Raw genomic sequence first — 22,687 nt, forward strand, 5'->3', positions numbered from 1 at the left:
ACTTTGAAGTATCAGATTTTATAGTACGTATTTATGTTCAAAACCAAAAAAGAAATTGTTTTTGTAATTCTGGCGGGAATTTTTATAACAAATGCAGTTGTCGCAGAGCTTATTGGAGGAAAATTAATTCAGATTGGGCCATTTGTAATGAGTATTGGTATTTTGCCATGGCCGGTAGTTTTCCTGACAACCGATTTAATAAATGAATATTTTGGAGAAAAAGGAGTTAAAAAACTCTCTTTTATAACAGCGTGTTTAATTGCATATGCCTTTTTAATTTTATTTATGGCAATTGTAATTCCGGCAGCAAAAGGAATAAGCCCTGTAAATGATGAACAATTTCAGGCCGTTTTTGGACAAAGTATGTGGATTATCGTCGGAAGTATTATCGCTTTTATGGTTTCGCAGCTTATAGATGTGAGTATCTTTTGGTTCTTTAAAAACCGAACAGGTGATAAGAAAATATGGCTTCGAACGACAGGATCAACTGTGATTTCGCAATTGTTTGATTCGTTTATTGTACTTGGAATAGCTTTTTGGCTTCCGGGAAAAATTGACTTTGATACCTTTCTTTCCTCAGCATTGATAGGCTATACATTTAAATTATCTATTGCCATTTTATTGACACCATTAATTTACGCAGGACATCATTTGATTAAAAAATATTTGGAAGGAGACATTTCTAATAAGGATTAAAAACATTTATTGTTATGAAAAAAACTAATTTTATATTACTATTTTCAATAAGTTGTTTCTTTTGTAGCTGTGGCAGCGATGATAAAAAACAACCAAATAAAAAAGTATATCCTGTTAGTTCTTTAAAACCTGCGCCTCAAAAACCACTCGATCCTATTCCTTCTAAAATAGTAGTCGCAGAAGACAATAGCAATGATTCACCTCTTAACAAAAACAAAGTTTTTACTGTAACTAAACCCATTGTTACAGCAGAAATTCCGATTGCAAAAACTACAGCAGAAAAAGCTCCAACTCCTCCAAAAAAGGAAGAAAACGATTTAATGAATTTTGTTAATCTCCGCAAAATCTTTTCAGGAACTAAAATTGGCCAAACCATGACTCAAAAGGATTTGACACAAAATTTTAAAATACCCGAAGAAGCGGTTAAACTGGTTAAAAGCGTTACGCGAATTGCCCACGATGAACTAGCAGTAAAATGGCGTTCGACCTGGCTTGTTGAAAAAGCATCTGATGCTGAACTTGAAGATGGCAATATGAAAGTTAGATTTCAGGCCAATAAAATGTTCATGTCAGGCAAAGCAATTGGCATTAAATACAATAGAAAAGTGTATAATGATTTAATAATCATAGGCCATTCCGCCTATATACCAAGCGTAAAAGGGTATCATTGGCAAATTGGTAAATAATGGAAAACGAAAATTTAATTCGATGTGGCTGGTGTACTTCCAGCGATTTATATAAAAAATACCACGACGAAGAATGGGGCGTTCCTGTTTACGACGATCTTACCTTGTTCGAATTTTTAATTTTAGAAACTTTTCAGGCCGGTTTAAGCTGGATAACTATTTTAAATAAAAGGGAGAATTTCAGAAATGCTTTTGATCATTTCGATTATAAAAAAATAGCTCATTATTCTGAAGATAAAATCGAAGAATTAATGCAAAATCCCGGAATCATCCGCAATAAATTAAAAATAAAAGCTGCAGTTTCTAACGCTCAGGCTTTTATGAAAGTCCAGGAAGAATTTGGCAGTTTTTCTGATTATATTTGGAAATATACCAATGGAAAACCCATTATAAATAACCTTAAAACTTCAAAAGACGCTCCGGCCACTACTCCACTTTCTGACGAAATCAGTAAAGATTTAAAAAAAAGAGGTTTTAAATTTGTTGGTTCAACCGTTATTTATGCACACATGCAAGCCACCGGAATGGTCAATGATCACGCCGAAGATTGCTGGAAAAGAACTAAATAAACAGTCGCAGTTTTCAATTTTCAAAGACAACCTGAAACCTGAAACTTGAAACTTTTTTAAACAACCAAACAAAATTTTATTACATTTGCTTCACACTTTAGGGGTGTCTGCTAAAAAAGCAGGCTGAGATTTTACCCTCTGAACCTGATCTAGTTCATACTAGCGTAGGGAAAAGTAAGATGACTTCTGCGCGCATTTTTATGCGTTTTTGTAGCCATTCCTAAGGTAGAGATTCACCGCAGTGAATCTTTATAATCTCTAAATCAGATGGAATGGAACTAAAAATCAACCAACAAATTAAAAATTTCAATGCTGAATCGCTTAGCGTTCAATCATTGCTCGATCTCGAAATTCCCAATAAACAAAACGGAATTGCTGTTGCCATTAACAACACTATTGTTCCAAGAATTAATTGGAACCAACATCTCGTACAAGAAACCGACGAAATTCTGATTATTTCTGCTACTCAGGGAGGCTAAAAATTAAATTCCAATCCCAAAGCCTCGGGATAAAATTCCAATTTCATACAGAACGTAGACGCACTGCTGTGCGTCTCTACAATAACTTATAACTCATAACTTCTTTCCTTATGACAACAGAAGAACAAATTTCCAGAACCCCTTTTCCGAATTCTAAAAAAGTTTATGTCAATGGCGAAATTCATCCCATAAAAGTGGCGATGCGTGAAGTCATTTTAAGCGACACCAAACTTTCAAATGGCGGAATTGAGAAAAATCCACCTGTAACGATTTACGACACTTCAGGTGCTTACACAGATCCAAACATTGAAATCGACATTAGAAAAGGATTGCCACGCTTACGCGAAAGCTGGATTCTAAATCGAAATGATGTCGAAATTCTAAATGAAATAACATCAGATTATGGTCAAACCCGATTGAAAGATGAAAGCCTAAATCATCTTCGTTTCGAATATTTACATCAACCAAAACGTGCTAAAAAAGGAGCAAACGTAACGCAGTTGTATTATGCCAAACAGGGAATTATAACTCCTGAAATGGAATATATCGCGATTCGTGAAAACCAACGCATCGAACTGTTAAACGAGCAAACCAAAGCGATGCAATGTCAACATGCCGGACATAGTTTTGGAGCTAATACACCAAAAAGTAAAATCACTCCTGAATTTGTTCGAAGTGAAGTTGCCTGCGGAAGAGCCATTATTCCAAACAATATTAATCATCCTGAAAGCGAACCGATGATTGTCGGTCGTAATTTTTTGGTCAAAATAAACGCCAATATTGGTAACAGCGCCGTGACTTCGAGTATTGAAGAAGAAGTTGAAAAAGCGGTTTGGGCTTGCCGTTGGGGAGCTGACACCATTATGGATTTATCGACAGGAAAAAACATTCATGAAACCAGAGAATGGATTATCCGCAATTCACCCGTTCCAATTGGTACGGTTCCTATTTATCAGGCTTTGGAAAAAGTAAAAGGAATTGCCGAAGATTTGACTTGGGAAGTTTTCCGTGATACTTTAATCGAACAGGCAGAACAAGGCGTTTCCTATTTTACAATTCACGCCGGAGTTTTATTGCGCTACATTCATTTAACTGCAGATCGTGTAACCGGGATTGTTTCGCGTGGCGGTTCAATTATGGCAAAATGGTGTTTGTTTCATCATAAAGAAAACTTCCTGTACACCCATTTTGAAGAAATCTGCGAAATCATGAAACAGTACGATGTTGCTTTTTCTTTGGGAGATGGATTACGTCCGGGTTCTATCGCAGATGCCAACGATGCTGCACAATTCGCCGAATTAGAAACGCTTGGAGAATTAACAAAAATTGCATGGAAACATGATGTTCAGGTTTTTATCGAAGGGCCAGGTCACGTACCAATGCACATGATTAAAGAGAATATGGACAAACAATTAGAGCATTGTCAGGAAGCGCCTTTCTACACTCTTGGACCATTAACAACAGATATTGCTCCGGGTTATGATCATATTACATCTGCAATTGGAGCTGCCATGATTGGCTGGTATGGCTGTGCGATGTTGTGTTATGTAACGCCAAAAGAACATCTTGGTTTACCAAATAAAAAAGACGTAAAAGATGGAGTAATCACGTATAAAATTTCAGCTCATGCTGCCGATTTGGCCAAAGGTCATCCGGGAGCACAATATCGTGACAATGCTTTAAGTAAAGCTCGATTTGAATTCCGTTGGGAAGATCAATTTAATCTTTCTCTTGATCCTGATACTGCCAGAGAATTTCATGATGAAACACTTCCGGCTGATGGTGCTAAAGTGGCGCATTTTTGCTCGATGTGTGGCCCGAAATTCTGCTCTATGAAAATATCCCAGGAAATTAGAGATGTGGCTGCCGCCGAAAAAGGAATGCAGGAGAAGTCAGAAGAATTTATTGAACAAGGGAAAGAGATTTATATATAGTAGAAAAAAGAGTCAAGAAGAAAGAAAAAAAGATATGATTGTAATTACAAATCCTTCTGTCATTTCTAACGAAATCAGCATTATTGATTCTTTATTTGAAGAAGGATTGTCTTTGCTTCATATTCGGAAACCTGAATTTTCTAAAATTGAAATGGCTCAATTTATTAATCAGATAAAAATAAAATTCAGAACTAATTTGGTTTTACACAGTCATCATCAAGTAGCAGAAGATTTTGGGATTAATCGAATTCATTTTTCTGAAAAAGAGAGAAAACATTCTCAAAACTTTCCTACAGGGTTTTCAAAACCTTGTAAGTATTCAACGTCAACTCATTCTATAGAAGATTTTAATTCCTTAGAAAAAGATTTTGAATACGCATTGCTAAGTCCTGTTTTCAAAAGCATTTCTAAAGTAGAATATTATCCCGAAAAAGATCTTTTTGAGGCTTTAAAACTAAGAACAAATTTTAATGCAAAAGTTATCGCTTTAGGCGGAATTGATGCTGAAAATATCAAAAGAACTCTTGAAAACGGTTTTGATAATGTTGCGCTTTTAGGAAGCATCTGGAATAGTAAAAACCCTGTAAAACAATTTAAATTATGTCAGCAAATCGCCCATTCGTACTTAGCATAGCAGGATTTGATCCTTGTGGTGGCGCAGGTGTTTTGGCAGATGTTAAAACATTCGAGCAACATCGGGTAACCGGTTTTGCTGTGGTAACGGCCAATACAATTCAGACAGAAAATCGCTTTTATGAAATTCAATGGACCTCTTTAAGTTTTGTAATTCGTTCGATCGAAACCTTATTTCTAAGTTATAAAATCAAAACAGTAAAAATAGGAATTATGCCAAGCCTGCATTATTTAAACCGAATTCTGTCGACGATAAAACTGTTATCTCCAACTACTAAAATTGTATGGGACCCGGTTTTAAAATCAACAACAAAATTCGAATTTTTGAAAGTCGAAGAAGATTCCGATCTTAATCAGGTACTTTCAAAAATTGAGCTAATTACGCCAAATTACAACGAAATTGAAATTTTATTTCCTGGTTTTATTCCAAACAAACTTTGGCTTCAAAATGAAATTCCAACCAACATTTTACTAAAAGGAGGACATAACGAATCGGAAATTGGCACTGATCGTTTGTTCTTAAAAAATGAAATTATTGAATTAGCCCCTTCCCAAAAAAAATGCTTTGAAAAACATGGTTCAGGCTGTGTTTTATCAGCCGCAATCGCCGCAAATCTGGCATTAGATCAAACTTTGCATGAAGCTTGTAAAAATGCTAAAACCTACATAGAAAAATACCTGAGTTCAACATCAACTTTAATTGGATATCACTATGTACAATAAACTGCAATACATTTCGCAAGGAAATACAATCGAAGAACAATTACATAATATTCATCTGGCCTTAGACGCCGGATGCGATTGGATACAGCTGCGTTTCAAAAATCAAACGGCCAAAAATACTTTTGCTTTAGCGGAAGCGGTAAAATTTTTATGCGAAGAATATCTCGCCAATTTCATCGTAAATGACAATTTATATCTCGCACAACAAATCGCTGCAGATGGTGTTCATTTAGGTTTAACCGACATGAATATTGCAGACGCAAGGGCAATTTTAGATAATACAAAAATTATTGGCGGTACAGCCAACACATTTGAAGACATTGAAAATCATGTAAAAAATGGTTGTGATTATATTGGATTAGGTCCTTTCCGGTTCACAAGTACAAAAGAAAAACTGAGTCCCATTTTAGGCTTATCAGGTTATTATACTATTCTTCAAAAAATGAAAAACAGTAAAATAAAAATTCCGGTTTATGCCATTGGCGGACTCACAATCAATGACATAAATCCGCTAATGGAAACGGGTATTCATGGAATAGCTGTTTCCGGAATGATTACAAAAAGTGATCAAAAAGAAAAATTAATTCAACAACTCAACGAAAAATTATATGCAAATGTCATTGTTTAATATTGGCGATAAAAGCTTTAAATCCCGTTTGTTTTTGGGAACAGGAAAATTTGGTTCTAATATCCAGATGGAAGAAGCTATTTTGGCATCAGAAAGTGAATTGGTAACGGTCGCCTTAAAACGTATCGATCTAGAAACAGATACCGACGCTATTTTATCTCATTTAAAACATCCAAATATCAATTTATTACCCAATACTTCAGGAGCCAGAAATGCCAAAGAAGCCATTTTTGCTGCACAGTTAGCAAGAGAAGCGCTCGAAACTAATTGGGTAAAGCTTGAAATTCATCCGGATCCAAAATATTTAATGCCCGATCCAATTGAAACTTTAAAAGCAACGGAAGAATTAGCAAAACTGGGATTTTTTGTATTACCCTACATTCATGCTGACCCTGTTTTGTGCAAACATTTAGAAAGTGCAGGCACAACTGCGGTAATGCCTTTAGGCTCGCCAATTGGAAGTAATAAAGGTTTAAAGACCATAGATTTTCTCGAAATTATTATCGAACAAAGTAATGTTCCGGTAATTGTAGATGCCGGAATCGGAGCGCCATCAGATGCCGCAAAAGCAATGGAAATTGGCGCTGATGCTGTTTTGGTTAATACTGCAATTGCCGTTGCCGGAAATCCAAAATTAATGGCTGAAGCTTTTAAAGAAGCCGTTATTGCAGGACGAAAAGCTTTTGAAGCTAAAATTGCTAATCAACAAAATTATGCTGTGGCTTCTAGTCCTTTGACTTCTTTTTTATATGAGTAAATTATTTAACCGCGAAGGACGCAAGGGTTTTACGCAAAGGACGCAAAGCTTTGCGAACTTTTCATCAAAAACAAAAAACACAAAGCTTTGCGTCCTTTGCGTAATCCTTAGCGCACTTTGCGGTTAAAAAACACAATCCAATGAAAACATTTAAAGCAATATTTGAGCAATATGATTGGGATAATATTCAATCTAAAATATACCAAACAACTTCACAAGATGTTGAACGTGCGTTATCAAAAACCAAACGAAATCTCGATGATTTTTTAGTTTTGATTTCTCCTGTTGCTCAAAATTATTTAGAGCAAATGGCACAACAATGTCATGAAGTCACCAAAAAGCGTTTCGGAAAAACAATTCAAATGTATGCACCGCTTTATTTAAGCAACGAATGCCAAAACATTTGTACCTATTGTGGTTTCAGCTTAGACAATAAAATCAAGCGCAAAACACTCACTGATAGTGAGATTAAACTCGAAGTTGAAGCATTAAAAAATGTTGGTTTTGATCATGTTTTATTGGTTACCGGCGAAGCAAATTACACGGTAAATATTAATTATTTCCTGAACGCAATTGCCTTAATAAGAGAGCAATTTTCGATTATTTCTGTGGAAGTGCAGCCACTTTCTACCGAAGATTATGAACGTTTGCATGAAGCTGGCGTTTATTCTGTTTTAGTCTATCAGGAAACCTATCATCAGGAAGTTTATAAAAAGTATCACACTAAAGGAAAAAAATCAAATTTTGATTATCGACTGGAAACTCCTGACCGAATTGGAACTGCCGGAATTCATAAAATAGGCTTGGGTGTTTTATTAGGTTTGGAAGATTGGCGAACGGATAGTTTTTTTAACGCGCTGCATTTACATTATCTTCAAAAGAAATATTGGCAGACGAAATATTCTGTTTCTTTTCCGAGATTACGTCCGGCTGAAGGCATTATCGAGCCTAATTTTATTATGGATGATAAAGATTTGACACAACTTATTTGTGCTTATCGTTTATGGAATGAAGATCTGGAAATTTCCATATCCACTCGTGAAAATGAAAAATTTAGAAATAATATTATTCCGATTGGTGTAACAAGTATGAGCGCTGGTTCTAAAACAAATCCCGGTGGTTATGTGGTAGATCCGCAATCTTTAGAGCAATTTGAAATTAGTGACGAAAGATCTGCAAAAGAAATATCAGAAATCATAAAAAATTCTGGCTACGAACCGGTCTGGAAAGACTGGGATAAGAGTTTCACTTCATCAATCTAAAATCTAAAATCTAAAATCTAAAATCTAAAATTAAAATGAGTATCATACAAGAGTTTCTCCGTTACAACAGACAAACCATTCTTCCTGAAATTGGCGATGAAGGTCAGGAAAAATTAAAAAAAGCAAAAGTTTTGGTAATTGGCGCCGGTGGTTTAGGCTGTCCTATTTTACAATATATTGCAACGGCAGGAATTGGTTTTATTGGAATTATAGATTTTGACACTATCGAAATTCACAACTTACATCGACAGATTTTATATACTGAAAATGAAATTGGAAAAGAAAAAGCACTTGTTGCCAAAGAAGTTGTTTCAAAACTAAATCCCTTAATTGAAGTTGAAGCTATGAATGCGAAATTGACAAGTGAAAATGCCGCAATAATCATTCAGCAATACGATGTTATTGTTGATGGGTCTGATAATTTTACGACACGTTATTTAGTAAACGATACTTGTGTACAATTTCAGAAGCCTTTGATTTACGGAAGCATTTTAAATTTTGAAGGTCAGGTTGCTGTTTTTAACCATAACGGAAGTAAAAACCTGCGCGATTTATTTCCTGAAATGCCCGATCCAAAAGAGGTACCGAATTGCAATTTAAATGGCGTTTTAGGAACTTTGCCAGGAATTATTGGAACTATGATGGCGCATGAAACACTTAAATTGATTTTAGAATTGCCAACTTTAAAAAATGAATTGGTACTTTTTAATACTTTGGATTGGAATTTTACAAAATTGAATTTTTAAAAAACAACCTCATCACCAACCTGAATCATTCCTGAATTCAAACTCACAATATTAGTTCCGAATAAAACCGAGTTATTTACATTTCGATACTTACTTAAAGTTTTCAAAGGTTCTTTTTTCACGACACCTTTTTGCGGATCATTATTTACCATAATACATCTGCCGCAAGGTTTTACATTTTTAAATTGAACTTCACCAATTTTGAAAGTATCAAAATTGTCTTCTTCATGTTCTTTTTGAGTACTAATTACAATGTTTGGACGAAATCTTTTTATTGTAATTTTTTCTGCCAATTTATTATTCAAGAAATCAAGGCTTTCTGTACCGATTAACAAATACGGATATCCATCAGCAAGACTTACATTGAAAGTTTCTTTTAGTCGGGAACTTTCATGTTTGCGATCTCCGTTTTTAATGATTTTAACCAACTTACATTCAAAACCTAATTGTTTGCTAAACCATTTTGAGGTTGATTTATTTACCTCAACAACTTCGCTTTTATCATCCCAAACATTTACTTCTATTGAATTATTTAAATGCTCCGTTGTAGAAAATTCATGTTTTTCATCCTTAAAAATAATACTAATTTTTCCATCAGAAATTTGCGGATAAAACTGACTCATAATAGGATATTCCCTTTGCGTTATCATTTGATTTTCTGCATTCAGCAACATCCAACGGCGATCATTTTCAAACCCCATTTCTTCTGCTTTAGCATTTTTACAGCTAATTCCCGCCAAACTTTTTATTGGATAGATATAAATTTCTTTTACAACATGAATTGCACTCATTTTATTTACTTTTTAAAATAGATATAAATTCATCACGATCGATTTCGCGACAGCCTAAACTCTCTAAATGTGGATTATAAACCTGGCAATCTAATAGTTTATAATTTTCCTTTTCTAACTTATTTACCAAAGCAATAAAGGCAACTTTTGAAGCATTGGACACTTTTGAAAACATACTTTCTCCACAAAAAATATCTCCTAAATCAATTCCATACAAACCACCAACCAAAACCTCATCTTGCCAAACTTCAACTGATTTTGCAATTCCCTGAGTATGCAATTTGCAATACGCTTTAATCATTTCGTTCGAAATCCATGTTCCATTTTGACCGTCTCGTTTTATCTTTTGGCAATTCGAAATTACATCTTCAAAATTTTGATTAAAAGTAACTTTAAACTGGTTTCGATTTAAAATATTACGCATGCTTTTGGACACGATTAATTCATCCAAAAACAAAACCATTCTGGGATCCGGCGACCACCACAAAATTGGTTCTCCTTCATTAAACCAGGGAAAAACACCACTTTTGTAAGCTAGCTTTAATCTTTCTGGATTTAAATCTCCACCAATTGCCAAAATACCATCTTCATCGGCTTCTGAAACGGGAGGGAAAAATAAATCTTCACGTAAATAATACATCTTTTAAATAATCAATCTTTAAATTCCAAATTCCAATTAATCATTGTCTTGTCATTTTGACGAAGGAGAAATCACACTAGAAACTCTACAAAAATTGGCTATTTTTTTTGCGGAATTACTTGTGTGATTTCTCCTTCGTCAAAATGACAAAAAATGAGATCAATATAAAAAATTCCAAATCCCAAATACATAGGAATGATTTGGAATTTGGAATTTATAACTTTAAAATTTACTCTTTTTTAGAAAGGTAAATCGTCTGGTTCGTCTTCGTTTAAGTTTGTTGCCGGAGCAAAAGCTTCTGCAGCTGGCATTGGTGCAGTCTGTGCAGGACCTTCCGGAGCTAATCTTTCGATTCTCCAACCTTGAATACTATTAAAATATCTAGTTTCTCCTTGTGGATTAACCCATTCTCTTCCTCTTAAATTGATAGAAACTTTTACTGCCTCACCTTGTTTGTAGCTGCTTAACAAATCGCACTTATCCTGAGTAAATTCAATCAAAATATGTTGAGGATATTGTTCGTCTGTAGTAACAACCAACTCTCTTTTTTTGAATGCAGCACTAACTTGTTGCTCTGGATTAACCACTTTTACTTTTCCTGTAACTTCCATCTTCGTCTATATTAATTATTGTTTCTATTCTTATTTTTTAGCTAAAAGCACTTTCCAAGCCGATGAAATATCATCAATATTCAGGTATTTTTTGGCTTCTAAATGAATTTTTTCCTGATCATCTGAGCTCAAAACTCCTTTCACTGAAAAATTTTCTTTCACAAATATACTAACTTCTTCTGTTGTAGGCAAGGCTTCTATATTACCTAATTTTCCAAGATCATTTCCGTTAAAAACGGGGCTTTCTTTGATGAAATTCGGAATTACGTCTACTCCAACTCCCAAAGTTGTTAGTGGTTTTGGCACTTCAAAAAGTCCTTGGTTCGATCTTGAGTACCAATTATTTCCAAGTCTTGAAACCAAATCAATTTTATGTTGATCAATACCTCCATTTTCATCTAAAACAGATTCGTGAATATGCATTTTTACCACTTCACAAAGTATCAAATTTCCTGCTCCGCCTTCAGTTCCTAACGGAATAATCTGCGTGACTTTGCACTCAAACTGCACCGGAGACTCTTTTACACGATACGGCTTTACCAAATCTGACGGGATTTGTGTTAACCCTGCCTTAATAAATTCGTTTATACCTTCTGCATATTCTGTACTGGCCAAAGAGGTTTGTTGTACTAAATCGTAATTAACCACATTAATCACTACTTCGCGTGTTGCTTCGACATTGATTAAAGTATGTTTGACAGTATTATCTCTTACGCGTCGTGCCGGCGAAAAAACCAAAATTGGTGGATTGGCACTAAAAACATTAAAGAAACTAAAAGGCGATAAATTCGGAATTCCTTTTTCGCTGATTGTACTGGCAAAAGCAATTGGTCTTGGTCCTACAGCACTTTGCAGATAACCGTGTAATTTTGCCGTTGGAATCTCTTTTGGATTAATGCTAATCATATCTTTTGGTTTTAACCGAACCTCATTTCGGTATCTGCAAAAGTAGAGAAATCGTTTAATCCAAAGAAATACTTTAGCACATAAAAACAAAAATCTTTAGCAAATAACAAAATATAAAATGTGTTTATTTCGTTATATTTATACCTCAAAAAAATACCTATGTCTTTTTCCGAAAGAAGAAATACTACCCGTTGGATTATCATTTCCATTTCCTTTTTAATCATTTCTCTGATTCTTTGGAATACCTATATCTTTTTTCAGGTTTTCAAAAATGAAGAAAGATTAAAAATGAATCTTTTAGCCAATGCACAGAAGGCGTTGGTCAATGCAGATGAAAACACAGATTTGGATTTACCACTTGAGATTTTAAACAATAACCATTCGGTTCCGGTAATGCTAACGATGTACGGCGATAAAATTATCAGTTCTGTCAATGTGCCGGAAAAAATAATGGAAGACGAAGAAAAATCGCTTTCCTATTTAAATAATCTAAAGAGAGAAAATGATCCTATTGTTATTGAATACGCTCCGGGGAAATTTCAAAAATTATATTATGGAAATTCGGAGTTAATCAATAAACTCAAATATTATCCAATTGCATTATTGCTGATTATCTTTTTGTTTGGTGCATTGATCTACAATTTTTATAAAAGCACCAAAATGGCTACTCAAAATAAGCTATGGGCCGGTATGGCAAAAGAAACCGCCCATCAAATTGGTACGCCTCTTTCTTCTTTAATTGGTTGGGTTGAAATTTTAAGAACAGAAGAAATTGATCAATCAATAACAATTGAAATTGAAAAAGATATTGAACGATTACAAACCATTACAGATCGTTTTTCAAAAATTGGTTCAGTTCCTGCTTTAGAAGTTCATGATATTGTTTCTGAGACTTTAAGTAGTTATGAATATTTGCAATCACGATTTTCAAAACAAGTCACTTTTTCTTATGATGCTCCAAAGGAACCCGTTTTTGCCATGATCAATCCAACACTTCATAGCTGGACGATTGAAAATTTGGTTAAAAATGCGATTGACGCTATGAAAGGAAAAGGAACTCTAGATCTTCATATTGAGCAAGATGCACATCATGTCAAAATAAACATCAAAGATTCTGGTACCGGAATTTTAAAAAAACAATTCAAAACCATTTTTGAACCTGGTTTTACAACCAAAAAGCGAGGTTGGGGATTAGGACTTTCATTGACCAAAAGAATTGTAGAAGAATATCACCGGGGGAAAATAAAAGTTTTGCATTCTGAAATTGGAAAAGGAACTACATTTCAGATTTCTTTAAATACAAAAGAGCAGTAAATAATTACTGCTCTTTTTTTATTTTATCTCAGAATTACTATTACAAATTCGCCTGAATGTCTTTTGCCAAAGCCTCAAATTCATCTTTAGAAAGTGATACTTTATTTTGGAAACGCATTTCATCCATATGATTTAAAGGAATCAAATGAACGTGTGTGTGAGGAACTTCTAAACCAACAACCGCCATTCCGATTCTTTTGCAGGGAACCGTTTTTTCTAAAGCAATTGCTACTTTTTTAGAAAACTTCATTAATCCTAAATATAATTCATCATCCATATCAAAAATCTTATCGATTTCTTGTTTTGGAATACAAAGCGTATGTCCTTTTGCATTTGGATTTACATCTAAAAAAGCTAAATATTTATCGTCTTCAGCAATTTTATAGGAAGGAATTTCTCCGTTTACTATTTTCGTGAATATAGAACTCATCTTTTAAGCTTTTTAATCTCTTGAGATTTCAAGAATTTCAAATTTCAAAACTCCGTTTGGAACTGTAATTTCGGCAACTTCTCCAACAGATTTCCCAAGTAAACCTTTTCCAATAGGAGATGTTACTGATATTTTTCCAGTTTTCAAATCAGCTTCGCTTTCAGCAACAAGCGTATATTTCATTTCCATTCCGTTGCTTTGGTTCTTAATTTTTACATTAGAAAGCACCAATGCTTTCGAAACATCCAATTGTGATTCGTCTATTAATCTGGCGTTAGAATACACTTCTTCCAGTTTAGCAATTCTCATTTCTAATAAACCCTGTGCTTCTTTTGCTGCATCATATTCGGCGTTTTCAGATAAATCACCTTTATCTCTTGCTTCTGCTATATCTTGAGATGCCTTCGGACGCATTACACTTTTTAAATGCTCCAACTCATCTTTCAATTTTTTTAATCCTTCTGCTGTATAATAAGATACTTTACTCATAACTTCATCGTTTATATAAATACAAAAAATCCCATCGGGACGGGATTTCTTATTACAAATATACTATTATTTTTAATAGTACATAATTATATGTTAATCATATAAAATTCAAAACTAAATAATTTATTTTTGTTTCACCAATTCTTATTAAAATCAATGAAAAAATTCTGGCTCTTAATCGTATTTGTTTCTGTGCTTTTCTCTTGTAGTAACAGCGAAAGAAGCAATAACAATCCTAACATACCAAATTATTCTGTTAATTTGTCTGTAGATATGAATCTACCAGCTTATTCAAATCTCAAATTTCCAAGTAATGGTGTGATTGTTCCGAATTTTGGAGCAAAAGGGGTTATCATTTTTAACTCAGGAAGCAGTTATAATGCTTTTGATGCTGCATGCCCAAATCAGGCTTTAAATTCGTGCACTGCGATGACGATTGATGGCATTAATGCCGTTTGTTCTTGCGATAAGACAGCATATAGTTTATTTACCGGACTTGGCGGCAAGGAATATCCCCTAAAACAATATAGAGTTGAAGTTATCGGAACGCTGATTCACGTTTATAATTAAAAACAAAAAAGCCTGAAAGTTTAAATTTTCAGGCTTTTTTATTTTTAAAATATTTTAGAATTTCAAAGTCAGTCCGGCTAAGAAATTAATTCCTGCCTGCGGATAATAATATGGATAAACATCCCACATATATCCGTTTGAAACATATTTTTTATCTAAAATATTATTTACCAAACCTGTAATCATTATTGATTTGAAAACAGATTTTGGTTTTATTTCATAAGATACATTCAAATCATTCACAAAATAATCAGCCAGTTTTGCTGATGGCAATTCGATATTATTCATGTATTGTTCGCCAACGTATTTCTGTAATAACGAAATGTGTAAACTTTGAATCGGGCTGTAAACAATTATGTTTCCTACAATTACTTCTGGCGAATACGCAATATCTTTTGTTCCGTAATTTTGTCCTTCAACATCTAAATCAACATTCTTGTTACTGCTTAAAGTGAAGTTTGGACGAAGCATAAATTTATCAGAAAGTTTAATTGTCGCATCAACTTCAAAACCTAAACGGTAGCTTTTTTCACTGTTTGAACGAATTGGCGCACCAACATCATCTAATGTTCCGGTTAAGATCAATTGATCTTTATAAGCCATATAATAGAAATTCGAATTCAATTGAAATTTCTCAGAATTGAATCTCCAGCCTAATTCAAAATCATTTAGTTTTTCCGGTTTCACATTTCCGCCTTCATAATCTGTCCTGTTAGGTTCACGATTGGCTCTTGCGTATGAAAAATAAAGGGTATTTTTTTGATTGATTTCGTAATTTAAACCCGCTTTCGGATTAAAGAAATTGAAATTATCATCAACTAAACCTGTTTCTGCACTATTGGCTTTGTATTTTACATTTCTGTATTGAAGATCTCCGTAGAAACTTAATTTTTCTGTGAATTGATAATTTGCTTTCGCAAAAATATTTCCGTCCGTTTTAGTCGAAAAATCATCGTAATAATGATCTCCCAATTCTGACTGAGAAGCATATCGCGCCCAGATTACTTTTCCGAAATGATCACCTTCGTATTTGTTCCAGCCTCCACCAAAAATAACATCCAGTTTTTCATCTTTATATTTTACAGAAAAAGTAGTTCCGTAAAAATCATTGTCTAACCATTTCTGGCGTACTAAATCAGTTGTTGTTATTGCTCCAACTGGTAGTAAATTATAATCTGCCATGTCGGCATCTTCTTTATAATTTTCATAATACCCTTTTCCTTTTGTATAATGAACCGCTAAGTTCGAGCTCCATTTATCAGACAATGATTCGCTCCAATGCAATTGATAATGATCTTGCTGATAGTTATCAGTTTCATTGTCGTAAAAACGAATATTTCCGGCTTCATCAGTATACATTCCGGCAGAATTGAAAGTACGATTTGTATTTAGGGTTTCTGCATCAATTCCATTCCAGGATTGGTATGTTTTTTCTGTTCCTCCAAAAACCAAAGCTTTTATTAAAGTGGTTTTTCCAACGTAAGTTCCCTGCAAGAAATACGATTTCAAATCAGAACTTGCTCTGTCTACATAACCATCAGATTTGATTCTGGAGAGGCGTCCGGCCAGTTCAAAATGATCATTTAATAAGCCCGTACTAAATTTTACTGTATTTTTTTGAGAATTAAAACTTCCGTAAGAACTTGATATTTCGCCATTTGCTTTTGAAGCATAATTATCTGTCAGCATATTTAAACTGGCACCAAAAGCAGCAGAACCATTTGTTGAAGTCCCAACACCACGCTGCAATTGTAAACTTTCTACAGAAGAAGCAAAATCAGGCATATTTACCCAAAATGTTCCCTGACTTTCAGCATCATTATATGGAATTCCGTTTATAGTAACATTAACACGTGTTGCATCGCTTCCGCGGACGCGAATTCCGGTGTAACCCATTCCGTTTCCTGCATCAGAAGTTGTCACGACAGATGGCAGATAATTCATTAAAATTGGAATATCCTGACCCAGATTTCTATATTTGATGTCTTTTTTATCCAAATTACTAAATGTAACCGGCGTTTTTGTAGTAACACGAACCGCTGAAACCAAAACCTCATCAAGAGAATTTACTTTGACAGAATCCTGCTCTTGAGAAAAAGAGAATAGAGAATAGAATAAAGAAAATAGAGTAAAGAAAATAGATTTAGTTCGTGTAATTTGAACCTTTGTGGCTTTGTACCTCAGCAACTCAGTACCTTTAAAAAATGTTTTCATCCGTAAAAAAATTACGAATAAAAGGGGGAATTATTCTTTTTTGTTAAATTAATAAATGTGTTTCTTACGACAAGATATAGTGTGCACGCTAACAATTGTCGTTTTTTCCCTTAGCGACATTACTCGCTCAGGTTCTTTGGGTATGATCTCAGCTCGTTATTTAGAGCACCCCTTTGAGACAGTGCAAATGTAATGCATAAAAATCAAATTCCAAATGTTCAAATTCCAAATTCCAAAAACTCACTTTTAAATGATTTTATGTTGGAATTTGGAATTTAATCTATGTTTGGTTTTTTCCGGGATTGTTTTATTTCAGAAATATTCTTTTTATCCTTAATCCGTTTTTTGATAACTGACTTTGGAATCTTAGTTGCTTTTCTAACTTTTGGAACATGCAGTCCTTTTTTAATAATCTCTAAAAAACGCTTTACAACAATATCTTTATTTTTAAGCTGGCTTCGGTCTTCATCACAATTTAAAATCAGGATATTTTCAGTCGTTAACCTTGGCGCAATATTCATCAATAAAAGCGATTTTTCTTCTTCAGACAAAGCCTGAGAAGTATTCAAATCAAAAGTCAAAACTACTTTTGAAGACACTTTATTAACGTTTTGCCCACCGGCACCACTACTTCGAACAGCTTTAAAACTTAACTCTGATATGATTTTTTCAATATCCATTATTGTGGCTGATGTGCTGCTTTTAATAAATCATTTACCGTTTTTACAGGATTAAAAGTTATTAAAGGAACCGCAACAAAGATCGTTAACCAGTTCGCCATAGCGCCATTCCATAAACCTGGCAATTCATAACTTTTAACTGCTTTCCCTTCAAAATTCTTTTCGACAATAAATCCTGCATTTTGATCTACAAATTGTGTTAAATCAAATTTTTCTCTTTTAAAATTTTTAATCCCACAAACTAAATCAACCGGATTAAAATGTGTTGCTTCTCCCAAAATTGCACGCTGCTTTTTATTTGAAGAATCAACCTGAGAAGCTTCTACAATTTGCAATGAAATCTTTCCTTTATCATTCATAACCCAGAATGGTCCTCCTCCTGGTTCTCCTTCATTCTTTACCATCCCACAAACCCTTATTGGTCTGTCAAGCAAATCCTTAATTTTTATAATTTTATTTTCAAAAGTAAATTTATAAAAATCATTAGTTATCTGAATGTTTAATTTCTCTGTCAAAAAAGTAACAATATCTTCAATATTTTCTTCTTTTACCTCCTGATTTTCAATCGACCTCAAATAAACAAAAATCTTTTGTTGCATTTCAATCAAAATTCCCGCCAAGGCTTTTTTGTATAACGTAATTTTATCAATATGATTTTGAATTACATTATCAATATTTTTAATAAAAATAACATCAGAATCAAGCTGATTCAAATTTTCAATCAAAGCACCATGCCCTCCTGGTCTAAAAACTAATGCTTCATTATTATCCCGTACAATTTCATTATCAATATCAACAGTAATAGAATCTGTATTTTTATTTTGATAAGAATATCCAATATTAATTTGAATTCCAGAATCTCTTTCTACTTTTTCCTTAAGTATTTCCACTTCCTTTTCAAACAACTCCTGATGTGCTTCAGTAACTGTAAAATGAAGATTAGAAACTAAATTTGATGAAGCATAATGCGCACACTCATTCAAATGTTCTTCTATTGGATTTGCAATATGATCCTTATATTTATGAAAAGGTAAAACTGCTTTTGGTTTATTGGCAAAATCAAAATAATCAGAAGATAATAGTAATTTTATAAAATAGTAATTTTTATAATCTCTGTCTAAAGTTTCGAAATCAGGATAAAGCACTTTTAACTTTTTATCTACAGCTTTAAAAAACGGAAACTTATCCATTGCCACAATAAAAATAGATAATTCTTTATCTTTCTTTCTATTAATATAGGCATTTATAGTCTCTTTTTCAATATTGAAATCGTTCAAAAAAGTTCGCAAGAACTTAAACATTCTTGTTGCTGCCCCTGAAGCCGGAACAAATTTCTTTATTTTTAAATTTGATTTTTGAGCGTCAAAAAAATCACTCTTTTCTTCGAATTCTTTCTCTGATAAACTTAAAATTCCATTATTAATTGTAACCGGATTTACCAAATTACTTTTTGTAATTCCGTTTTTTAAAATCTCTAATTGTTTTAATATAGTAGCAAAAGGAATTCCCTTATTATAAATATAAACAAAATCAGCTGAAGAAAAACCACGATCTTTAGCTATAGCCCAATTATCAACAATTGAAGTTGCTTTTGCTAAGCGACTTTCTTTATCTCCCGAAAGAGTAATAAATGGCTTATTAGTATCTATAAGACTCTGTTTGAAAACCGAAAATACTGTTTCCCGACCATTCGGAGTATCCCTTATATCATCTTTTTCCCAGGGAACATCAATATCTGTCAGAAAAAATAAATCATACTCGTGTTTCAGCGCGGCTTCATTTAATAAAGGATCACAGAAACCATAATACATTTCAGAAAAAACTTTTGTAACCATTAAGTTGGTATCGCAAAAAAGATATTTTTTAGCTAAAGAAAGTTTTTCGTTTTCTAATGTAGTCTGGCCGTATGCAATAGGAAGCATATCATCAGCTACACAAATATGTTGATTTTCTTCCCACTTTTCCTGTAAATAATCGCGTGCAAACTCTTGAACCCATTCCGTTTCATAGTAATCTGCAAGTTGTTTTGCTAAAGTGGTTTTCCCTGTACTCTCAGGTCCAAATAAAGCAATTTTTATGATATTTGTTTTTTGCTGTCTAAGATTTTTCTCCATTCTAAATAAGCTGAAATAGCCAAAATTGTAAAAATTAAATACTGAAGTGACAACATCCCTAAGCCACGATAAGCATAGAGAGGCACTACAATAATGTCGCCAATGATCCAAAGTGTCCAGTTTTCGATCTTTTTCCTGGCCATGTACCACATTCCTGCGAAAAATATTCCGGATGAAATCATATCGACATAATTGTCTGGATTGATTTTATAATCGAAATATTTATAAATACCGAAAACTACAAAAACAGTAACAAAAAATAATACGATTCCAATTATTTTTTCATTAAAGTTTGTGCGTGTAATCGGTAAATTATCCTCAGTTGATCCACCTTTTGCCCACACATACCAACCATAAACACTCATAATCGAGAAATATCCGTTGATAATCATGTCACCAATATAACCTGCAATATATAAAAGATATACTGAAATTACAGTAGCAATTAATCCCGTAGGATAAACCCAGATATTTTCTTTTTTAGCAAACCAAACACTCAAAATTCCACATACAAAAACTAAAAACTCCAAAGCAATATGCCATAAAGGAGCATTTTTGTAACTATCCAAAAAAAAATCAATCATGCGGTTGGTTATTTGTTATGGTTTATGATTCAAAAAAATGACTGTCGTTTTCAAAAGCGGTTCCAATAACCACTAAATCAGCACCAGCTTTATAGGCATTTTGAATTCCGTGCAAATCTACAATTCCTCCTCCAACAATAATAGGAATTTCTATATTTTGCGCAATTAACTCTATCATTGTCAACGGAACTGCATTTTTAGCTCCGCTCCCAGCCTCCAAATACATCAATTTATTTCCTAACATTTCTCCCGCTTGTGCCGTTGCCAAAACCAACTCAAAATTTTCCCTATTCAGTGGTTTTGTTTTGCTCACGCGCGCTACCGCTGTTTCGTTGCCGCTTTCTATCAAAATATATCCTGTAGAAATGACTTCTAAATTTGTTTTTTTAAGAATTGGTGCTGCCTGAACCTGATATTCAATTAAATAATCCGGATTACGACCTGATAATAAGGACAAAAATAAAATAGCATCAGCCTGAGGCGAAATTTGCGACGGATCACCCGGAAATATAACAACGGGCAAGCTGGTATTTTGTTTTAATTGGGTAATTAAATCTTCTAAAATTGTAGCTTGTACAATACTTCCTCCAACAAAAATATGTGTAGCAGGAGACTGCTTTATTTTATCTAATAAATGATCTAAATTTTCCCATACGATTTTATCCGGATCTAAAAGTATAGCCAGCAATTTTTGCCCCCTATTTTTAGCTTCTAAAATCTGTTGGTATATATTGGATATTTTTTGTTTCATAACGGCCGTAAAAGTAAAAGTTTTTTAATGCACAAGAACTATTTTGAATCAATTATATTTGTACAATCGCTTTTGATAACTAAAGAAATGAATGTATGATTGCTCCTGAATTGTTAGAAAAATATGGCGCTGTAAAGAAGTCGTTCGACAAAAATGAAATTATTTTTGAGGAAGGAAATTTACCCATAAATTATTATCAGATTATTTCAGGAGAAGTAAAAATGAGCAATTATAATGATGATGGCAGGGAATTCATTCAGGGAATTTTTTATACAGCACAATCTTTTGGGGAACCGCCTTTATTCTTAAACCAAAATTATCCTGCAAATGCTATTGCTGTCGAAGATGCAGAAATTTTACTGCTTTCTAAAAACAATTTCATGAAATTGCTGGAAGAAAATCCTCACATAAGTATTAAAATAATCGAAAATTTAGCCCAACGATTGTATTATAAATCGGTTATGGCAGCAGAAATGTCTACGCATGAACCAGAACATCGCGTTCTAAAATTAATTGATCACGGAATAGCTTATTTTAATTTTAAGAAAGATGCCAATGGTTATCTTATTAATTTTACCAGACAGCAAATTGGAGATTTAACCGGTTTGCGTGTCGAAACTGTCATTAGAACGATTAAATCTTTGGAAAAAAAAGGCCTTTTGAAGATTATAAACAGGAAAGTATACAGATAAAATAATTCTTGTTTTATGATTAAAGTCATAAAACACAACAGTATAGTGAAAGTATCTTTGCGGTATAAAAATCACAATATCATGACACTATATCAAACAACATTCGAAAATTTCAATAAAAATTACATGGGTTCTGCAGCAATGGCTGTAATTGGACAAAGCTGTTTAGGTGGCGCAGCTGCCATGTATATTCTTTCACACGGAACCTCTATTGGACAAATGGTACAACTGGCAATTATTGTATTGGCCTGTGTTTTTGCCAACACTTCAATTTTAGCACAAATGAAACATAAAGTAGTTTTTAATCTTATTATTTTAAGCGCTATATTGAGTGTTTTACTAATATTTCTGAATAGTTTTGTACTATGAAAAAGCAAATAGAAAATAGAACTGATGTCGAATTTTTAGTACATCAGTTCTATGCTAAAATAAGAGCCGATAAAGAGATTGGTTTTTATTTTAATAACATAATAAAAGATTGGGATGCACATCTCGAAAAACTGACTGATTTTTGGGAAACCAATTTATTTGCAGTCAAAAAATATAAAGGTAATCCGCATGCAGTGCACAATGAAGTTGACGAACATTTTGGAAGCAAAATTACAGCTTACGAATTCGGAATCTGGCTGAATCATTGGGCGCAAACTTTAGACGAACATTTTGAAGGCGAAAATGTAGAAACCTTAAAAAGACGTGCTCGAAAAATGAGTACTTTTTTGTTTGTGAGTATGTTTGAGCATCGCAAAAAAGAAAGCGAAGTTTAAATTCTAAAAACTGTGACTGAAAAA

27 protein-coding genes and 1 riboswitch are annotated in these 22,687 nt (G+C 33.5%); of the genes, 16 read left to right on the forward strand and 11 right to left on the reverse strand.

Annotated elements, in window-relative coordinates:
• Positions 1-33 precede the first annotated feature (33 nt).
• From AC1RRN_RS10925 to AC1RRN_RS10975, 11 genes are all read left to right on the forward strand, one after another.
• Positions 34-696 carry a queuosine precursor transporter gene (locus AC1RRN_RS10925; protein ID WP_492967335.1) on the forward strand — a complete coding sequence of 221 codons (663 nt, stop codon included), beginning with the start codon at positions 34-36 and terminating at the stop codon, positions 694-696.
• Between the two features lie 14 nt (positions 697-710).
• Complete coding sequence (locus AC1RRN_RS10930; protein ID WP_492967336.1) at positions 711-1,382, forward strand: hypothetical protein; 672 nt, start codon at positions 711-713, stop codon at positions 1,380-1,382.
• Entirely contained in the window at positions 1,382-1,951 is a 570-nt protein-coding gene (locus AC1RRN_RS10935) for a DNA-3-methyladenine glycosylase I (RefSeq protein ID WP_492967337.1), read from the forward strand. The genes AC1RRN_RS10930 and AC1RRN_RS10935 overlap by 1 nt, the downstream gene beginning before the upstream one ends.
• A gap of 89 nt (positions 1,952-2,040) precedes the next feature.
• A riboswitch (TPP riboswitch) is annotated at positions 2,041-2,139 on the forward strand.
• An 84-nt stretch (positions 2,140-2,223) separates the two neighbouring features.
• Positions 2,224-2,430 (forward strand): sulfur carrier protein ThiS, encoded by a 207-nt coding sequence (gene thiS, locus AC1RRN_RS10940; RefSeq protein ID WP_492967338.1) that lies wholly within the window; start codon positions 2,224-2,226, stop codon positions 2,428-2,430.
• A 110-nt stretch (positions 2,431-2,540) separates the two neighbouring features.
• Positions 2,541-4,364, forward strand: coding sequence for a phosphomethylpyrimidine synthase ThiC (gene thiC, locus AC1RRN_RS10945; RefSeq protein ID WP_492967339.1), 1,824 nt, complete (start codon positions 2,541-2,543; stop codon positions 4,362-4,364).
• Positions 4,365-4,398: 34 nt separating this feature from the next.
• A complete protein-coding gene (locus AC1RRN_RS10950; protein ID WP_492967340.1) occupies positions 4,399-4,998 on the forward strand; it encodes a thiamine phosphate synthase in 600 nt (199 codons plus the stop codon).
• The gene (locus AC1RRN_RS10955; protein ID WP_492967341.1) at positions 4,965-5,720 is read left to right on the forward strand and encodes a hydroxymethylpyrimidine/phosphomethylpyrimidine kinase; all 756 of its coding nucleotides are present in this window, start codon (positions 4,965-4,967) and stop codon (positions 5,718-5,720) included. The genes AC1RRN_RS10950 and AC1RRN_RS10955 overlap by 34 nt, the downstream gene beginning before the upstream one ends.
• Complete coding sequence (locus tag AC1RRN_RS10960; protein ID WP_492967342.1) at positions 5,710-6,348, forward strand: thiamine phosphate synthase; 639 nt, start codon at positions 5,710-5,712, stop codon at positions 6,346-6,348. Before AC1RRN_RS10955 ends, AC1RRN_RS10960 begins: the two co-directional genes overlap by 11 nt.
• Positions 6,335-7,105, forward strand: coding sequence for a thiazole synthase (locus AC1RRN_RS10965; protein ID WP_492967343.1), 771 nt, complete (start codon positions 6,335-6,337; stop codon positions 7,103-7,105). The genes AC1RRN_RS10960 and AC1RRN_RS10965 overlap by 14 nt, the downstream gene beginning before the upstream one ends.
• A gap of 140 nt (positions 7,106-7,245) precedes the next feature.
• Positions 7,246-8,367 (forward strand): 2-iminoacetate synthase ThiH, encoded by a 1,122-nt coding sequence (gene thiH / locus AC1RRN_RS10970; protein WP_492967344.1) that lies wholly within the window; start codon positions 7,246-7,248, stop codon positions 8,365-8,367.
• Positions 8,368-8,402: 35 nt separating this feature from the next.
• Positions 8,403-9,113, forward strand: a complete 711-nt coding sequence (locus AC1RRN_RS10975) for a HesA/MoeB/ThiF family protein (protein WP_492967345.1) — start codon at positions 8,403-8,405, stop codon at positions 9,111-9,113.
• On the opposite strand, the gene AC1RRN_RS10980 is transcribed toward AC1RRN_RS10975, so the two are convergent.
• From AC1RRN_RS10980 to AC1RRN_RS10995, 4 genes are all read right to left on the reverse strand, one after another.
• Complete coding sequence (locus tag AC1RRN_RS10980; protein WP_492967346.1) at positions 9,110-9,904, reverse strand: MOSC domain-containing protein; 795 nt, start codon at positions 9,902-9,904, stop codon at positions 9,110-9,112. The genes AC1RRN_RS10975 and AC1RRN_RS10980 overlap by 4 nt on opposite strands.
• A 1-nt stretch (position 9,905) precedes the next feature.
• The gene (gene aat, locus AC1RRN_RS10985; protein ID WP_492967347.1) at positions 9,906-10,544 is read right to left on the reverse strand and encodes a leucyl/phenylalanyl-tRNA--protein transferase; all 639 of its coding nucleotides are present in this window, start codon (positions 10,542-10,544) and stop codon (positions 9,906-9,908) included.
• Between the two features lie 239 nt (positions 10,545-10,783).
• Positions 10,784-11,155: a DUF3127 domain-containing protein gene (locus tag AC1RRN_RS10990; protein ID WP_026983757.1), complete on the reverse strand. Its 372-nt coding sequence runs from the start codon at positions 11,153-11,155 to the stop codon at positions 10,784-10,786.
• A gap of 30 nt (positions 11,156-11,185) precedes the next feature.
• Complete coding sequence (locus tag AC1RRN_RS10995; RefSeq protein ID WP_492967348.1) at positions 11,186-12,061, reverse strand: flavin reductase family protein; 876 nt, start codon at positions 12,059-12,061, stop codon at positions 11,186-11,188.
• A gap of 159 nt (positions 12,062-12,220) precedes the next feature.
• Between AC1RRN_RS10995 and AC1RRN_RS11000 the strand changes: the two genes are divergently transcribed.
• On the forward strand, positions 12,221-13,375 hold the full coding sequence (locus tag AC1RRN_RS11000) for a sensor histidine kinase (RefSeq protein ID WP_492967349.1): 1,155 nt from the start codon (positions 12,221-12,223) through the stop codon (positions 13,373-13,375).
• Positions 13,376-13,415: 40 nt separating this feature from the next.
• On the opposite strand, the gene AC1RRN_RS11005 is transcribed toward AC1RRN_RS11000, so the two are convergent.
• Positions 13,416-13,805 (reverse strand): HIT family protein, encoded by a 390-nt coding sequence (locus AC1RRN_RS11005; RefSeq protein WP_492967350.1) that lies wholly within the window; start codon positions 13,803-13,805, stop codon positions 13,416-13,418.
• Positions 13,806-13,817: 12 nt separating this feature from the next.
• On the reverse strand, positions 13,818-14,294 hold the full coding sequence (greA, locus tag AC1RRN_RS11010; protein ID WP_029271926.1) for a transcription elongation factor GreA: 477 nt from the start codon (positions 14,292-14,294) through the stop codon (positions 13,818-13,820).
• 156 nt (positions 14,295-14,450) lie between these two features.
• Here greA and AC1RRN_RS11015 point away from each other — a divergent pair, with 156 nt between their 5' ends.
• Complete coding sequence (locus AC1RRN_RS11015; RefSeq protein WP_492967351.1) at positions 14,451-14,864, forward strand: Rieske (2Fe-2S) protein; 414 nt, start codon at positions 14,451-14,453, stop codon at positions 14,862-14,864.
• Positions 14,865-14,918: 54 nt separating this feature from the next.
• Here AC1RRN_RS11015 and AC1RRN_RS11020 read toward each other — a convergent pair whose 3' ends face one another.
• The 5 genes from AC1RRN_RS11020 to AC1RRN_RS11040 form a co-directional block, all read right to left on the reverse strand.
• On the reverse strand, positions 14,919-17,078 hold the full coding sequence (locus AC1RRN_RS11020; protein ID WP_492967352.1) for a TonB-dependent receptor: 2,160 nt from the start codon (positions 17,076-17,078) through the stop codon (positions 14,919-14,921).
• A 275-nt stretch (positions 17,079-17,353) separates the two neighbouring features.
• Positions 17,354-17,758 (reverse strand): alternative ribosome rescue aminoacyl-tRNA hydrolase ArfB, encoded by a 405-nt coding sequence (gene arfB / locus AC1RRN_RS11025; RefSeq protein ID WP_492967353.1) that lies wholly within the window; start codon positions 17,756-17,758, stop codon positions 17,354-17,356.
• Entirely contained in the window at positions 17,758-19,872 is a 2,115-nt protein-coding gene (locus AC1RRN_RS11030; RefSeq protein ID WP_492967354.1) for a DUF4301 family protein, read from the reverse strand. The genes arfB and AC1RRN_RS11030 overlap by 1 nt, the downstream gene beginning before the upstream one ends.
• Positions 19,833-20,456: a nicotinamide riboside transporter PnuC gene (pnuC, locus tag AC1RRN_RS11035; RefSeq protein ID WP_492967355.1), complete on the reverse strand. Its 624-nt coding sequence runs from the start codon at positions 20,454-20,456 to the stop codon at positions 19,833-19,835. The genes AC1RRN_RS11030 and pnuC overlap by 40 nt, the downstream gene beginning before the upstream one ends.
• A 22-nt stretch (positions 20,457-20,478) precedes the next feature.
• Positions 20,479-21,207: a phosphoglycerol geranylgeranyltransferase gene (locus tag AC1RRN_RS11040; protein WP_492967356.1), complete on the reverse strand. Its 729-nt coding sequence runs from the start codon at positions 21,205-21,207 to the stop codon at positions 20,479-20,481.
• 95 nt (positions 21,208-21,302) lie between these two features.
• On the opposite strand from AC1RRN_RS11040, the gene AC1RRN_RS11045 reads away from it, so the two are divergent.
• The 3 genes from AC1RRN_RS11045 to AC1RRN_RS11055 all read left to right on the forward strand — a co-directional run bounded on the left by AC1RRN_RS11045 (position 21,303) and on the right by AC1RRN_RS11055 (position 22,663).
• A complete protein-coding gene (locus AC1RRN_RS11045) occupies positions 21,303-21,899 on the forward strand; it encodes a Crp/Fnr family transcriptional regulator (RefSeq protein ID WP_492967357.1) in 597 nt (198 codons plus the stop codon).
• Positions 21,900-21,980: 81 nt separating this feature from the next.
• The gene (locus AC1RRN_RS11050; RefSeq protein WP_492967358.1) at positions 21,981-22,268 is read left to right on the forward strand and encodes a hypothetical protein; all 288 of its coding nucleotides are present in this window, start codon (positions 21,981-21,983) and stop codon (positions 22,266-22,268) included.
• The gene (locus tag AC1RRN_RS11055) at positions 22,265-22,663 is read left to right on the forward strand and encodes a group III truncated hemoglobin (protein ID WP_492967359.1); all 399 of its coding nucleotides are present in this window, start codon (positions 22,265-22,267) and stop codon (positions 22,661-22,663) included. Before AC1RRN_RS11050 ends, AC1RRN_RS11055 begins: the two co-directional genes overlap by 4 nt.
• Positions 22,664-22,687 lie beyond the last annotated feature (24 nt).

The organism is Flavobacterium sp. GW821-FHT11G01 (assembly GCF_058808175.1).

What these genes read in the sequence shown, in the direction of transcription:
- AC1RRN_RS10925 (WP_492967335.1), top strand. Translation starts at nt 34, where the DNA reads ATGTTCAAAACCAAAAAAGAAATTGTTTTTGTAATTCTGGCGGGAATT.
- AC1RRN_RS10930 (WP_492967336.1), top strand. Translation starts at nt 711, where the DNA reads ATGAAAAAAACTAATTTTATATTACTATTTTCAATAAGTTGTTTCTTT.
- AC1RRN_RS10935 (WP_492967337.1), top strand. Translation starts at nt 1,382, where the DNA reads ATGGAAAACGAAAATTTAATTCGATGTGGCTGGTGTACTTCCAGCGAT.
- thiS (WP_492967338.1), top strand. Translation starts at nt 2,224, where the DNA reads ATGGAACTAAAAATCAACCAACAAATTAAAAATTTCAATGCTGAATCG.
- thiC (WP_492967339.1), top strand. Translation starts at nt 2,541, where the DNA reads ATGACAACAGAAGAACAAATTTCCAGAACCCCTTTTCCGAATTCTAAA.
- AC1RRN_RS10950 (WP_492967340.1), top strand. Translation starts at nt 4,399, where the DNA reads ATGATTGTAATTACAAATCCTTCTGTCATTTCTAACGAAATCAGCATT.
- AC1RRN_RS10955 (WP_492967341.1), top strand. Translation starts at nt 4,965, where the DNA reads ATGTCAGCAAATCGCCCATTCGTACTTAGCATAGCAGGATTTGATCCT.
- AC1RRN_RS10960 (WP_492967342.1), top strand. Translation starts at nt 5,710, where the DNA reads ATGTACAATAAACTGCAATACATTTCGCAAGGAAATACAATCGAAGAA.
- AC1RRN_RS10965 (WP_492967343.1), top strand. Translation starts at nt 6,335, where the DNA reads ATGTCATTGTTTAATATTGGCGATAAAAGCTTTAAATCCCGTTTGTTT.
- thiH (WP_492967344.1), top strand. Translation starts at nt 7,246, where the DNA reads ATGAAAACATTTAAAGCAATATTTGAGCAATATGATTGGGATAATATT.
- AC1RRN_RS10975 (WP_492967345.1), top strand. Translation starts at nt 8,403, where the DNA reads ATGAGTATCATACAAGAGTTTCTCCGTTACAACAGACAAACCATTCTT.
- AC1RRN_RS10980 (WP_492967346.1), bottom strand. Translation starts at nt 9,904, where the DNA reads ATGAGTGCAATTCATGTTGTAAAAGAAATTTATATCTATCCAATAAAA.
- aat (WP_492967347.1), bottom strand. Translation starts at nt 10,544, where the DNA reads ATGTATTATTTACGTGAAGATTTATTTTTCCCTCCCGTTTCAGAAGCC.
- AC1RRN_RS10990 (WP_026983757.1), bottom strand. Translation starts at nt 11,155, where the DNA reads ATGGAAGTTACAGGAAAAGTAAAAGTGGTTAATCCAGAGCAACAAGTT.
- AC1RRN_RS10995 (WP_492967348.1), bottom strand. Translation starts at nt 12,061, where the DNA reads ATGATTAGCATTAATCCAAAAGAGATTCCAACGGCAAAATTACACGGT.
- AC1RRN_RS11000 (WP_492967349.1), top strand. Translation starts at nt 12,221, where the DNA reads ATGTCTTTTTCCGAAAGAAGAAATACTACCCGTTGGATTATCATTTCC.
- AC1RRN_RS11005 (WP_492967350.1), bottom strand. Translation starts at nt 13,805, where the DNA reads ATGAGTTCTATATTCACGAAAATAGTAAACGGAGAAATTCCTTCCTAT.
- greA (WP_029271926.1), bottom strand. Translation starts at nt 14,294, where the DNA reads ATGAGTAAAGTATCTTATTATACAGCAGAAGGATTAAAAAAATTGAAA.
- AC1RRN_RS11015 (WP_492967351.1), top strand. Translation starts at nt 14,451, where the DNA reads ATGAAAAAATTCTGGCTCTTAATCGTATTTGTTTCTGTGCTTTTCTCT.
- AC1RRN_RS11020 (WP_492967352.1), bottom strand. Translation starts at nt 17,078, where the DNA reads ATGAAAACATTTTTTAAAGGTACTGAGTTGCTGAGGTACAAAGCCACA.
- arfB (WP_492967353.1), bottom strand. Translation starts at nt 17,758, where the DNA reads ATGGATATTGAAAAAATCATATCAGAGTTAAGTTTTAAAGCTGTTCGA.
- AC1RRN_RS11030 (WP_492967354.1), bottom strand. Translation starts at nt 19,872, where the DNA reads ATGGAGAAAAATCTTAGACAGCAAAAAACAAATATCATAAAAATTGCT.
- pnuC (WP_492967355.1), bottom strand. Translation starts at nt 20,456, where the DNA reads ATGATTGATTTTTTTTTGGATAGTTACAAAAATGCTCCTTTATGGCAT.
- AC1RRN_RS11040 (WP_492967356.1), bottom strand. Translation starts at nt 21,207, where the DNA reads ATGAAACAAAAAATATCCAATATATACCAACAGATTTTAGAAGCTAAA.
- AC1RRN_RS11045 (WP_492967357.1), top strand. Translation starts at nt 21,303, where the DNA reads ATGATTGCTCCTGAATTGTTAGAAAAATATGGCGCTGTAAAGAAGTCG.
- AC1RRN_RS11050 (WP_492967358.1), top strand. Translation starts at nt 21,981, where the DNA reads ATGACACTATATCAAACAACATTCGAAAATTTCAATAAAAATTACATG.
- AC1RRN_RS11055 (WP_492967359.1), top strand. Translation starts at nt 22,265, where the DNA reads ATGAAAAAGCAAATAGAAAATAGAACTGATGTCGAATTTTTAGTACAT.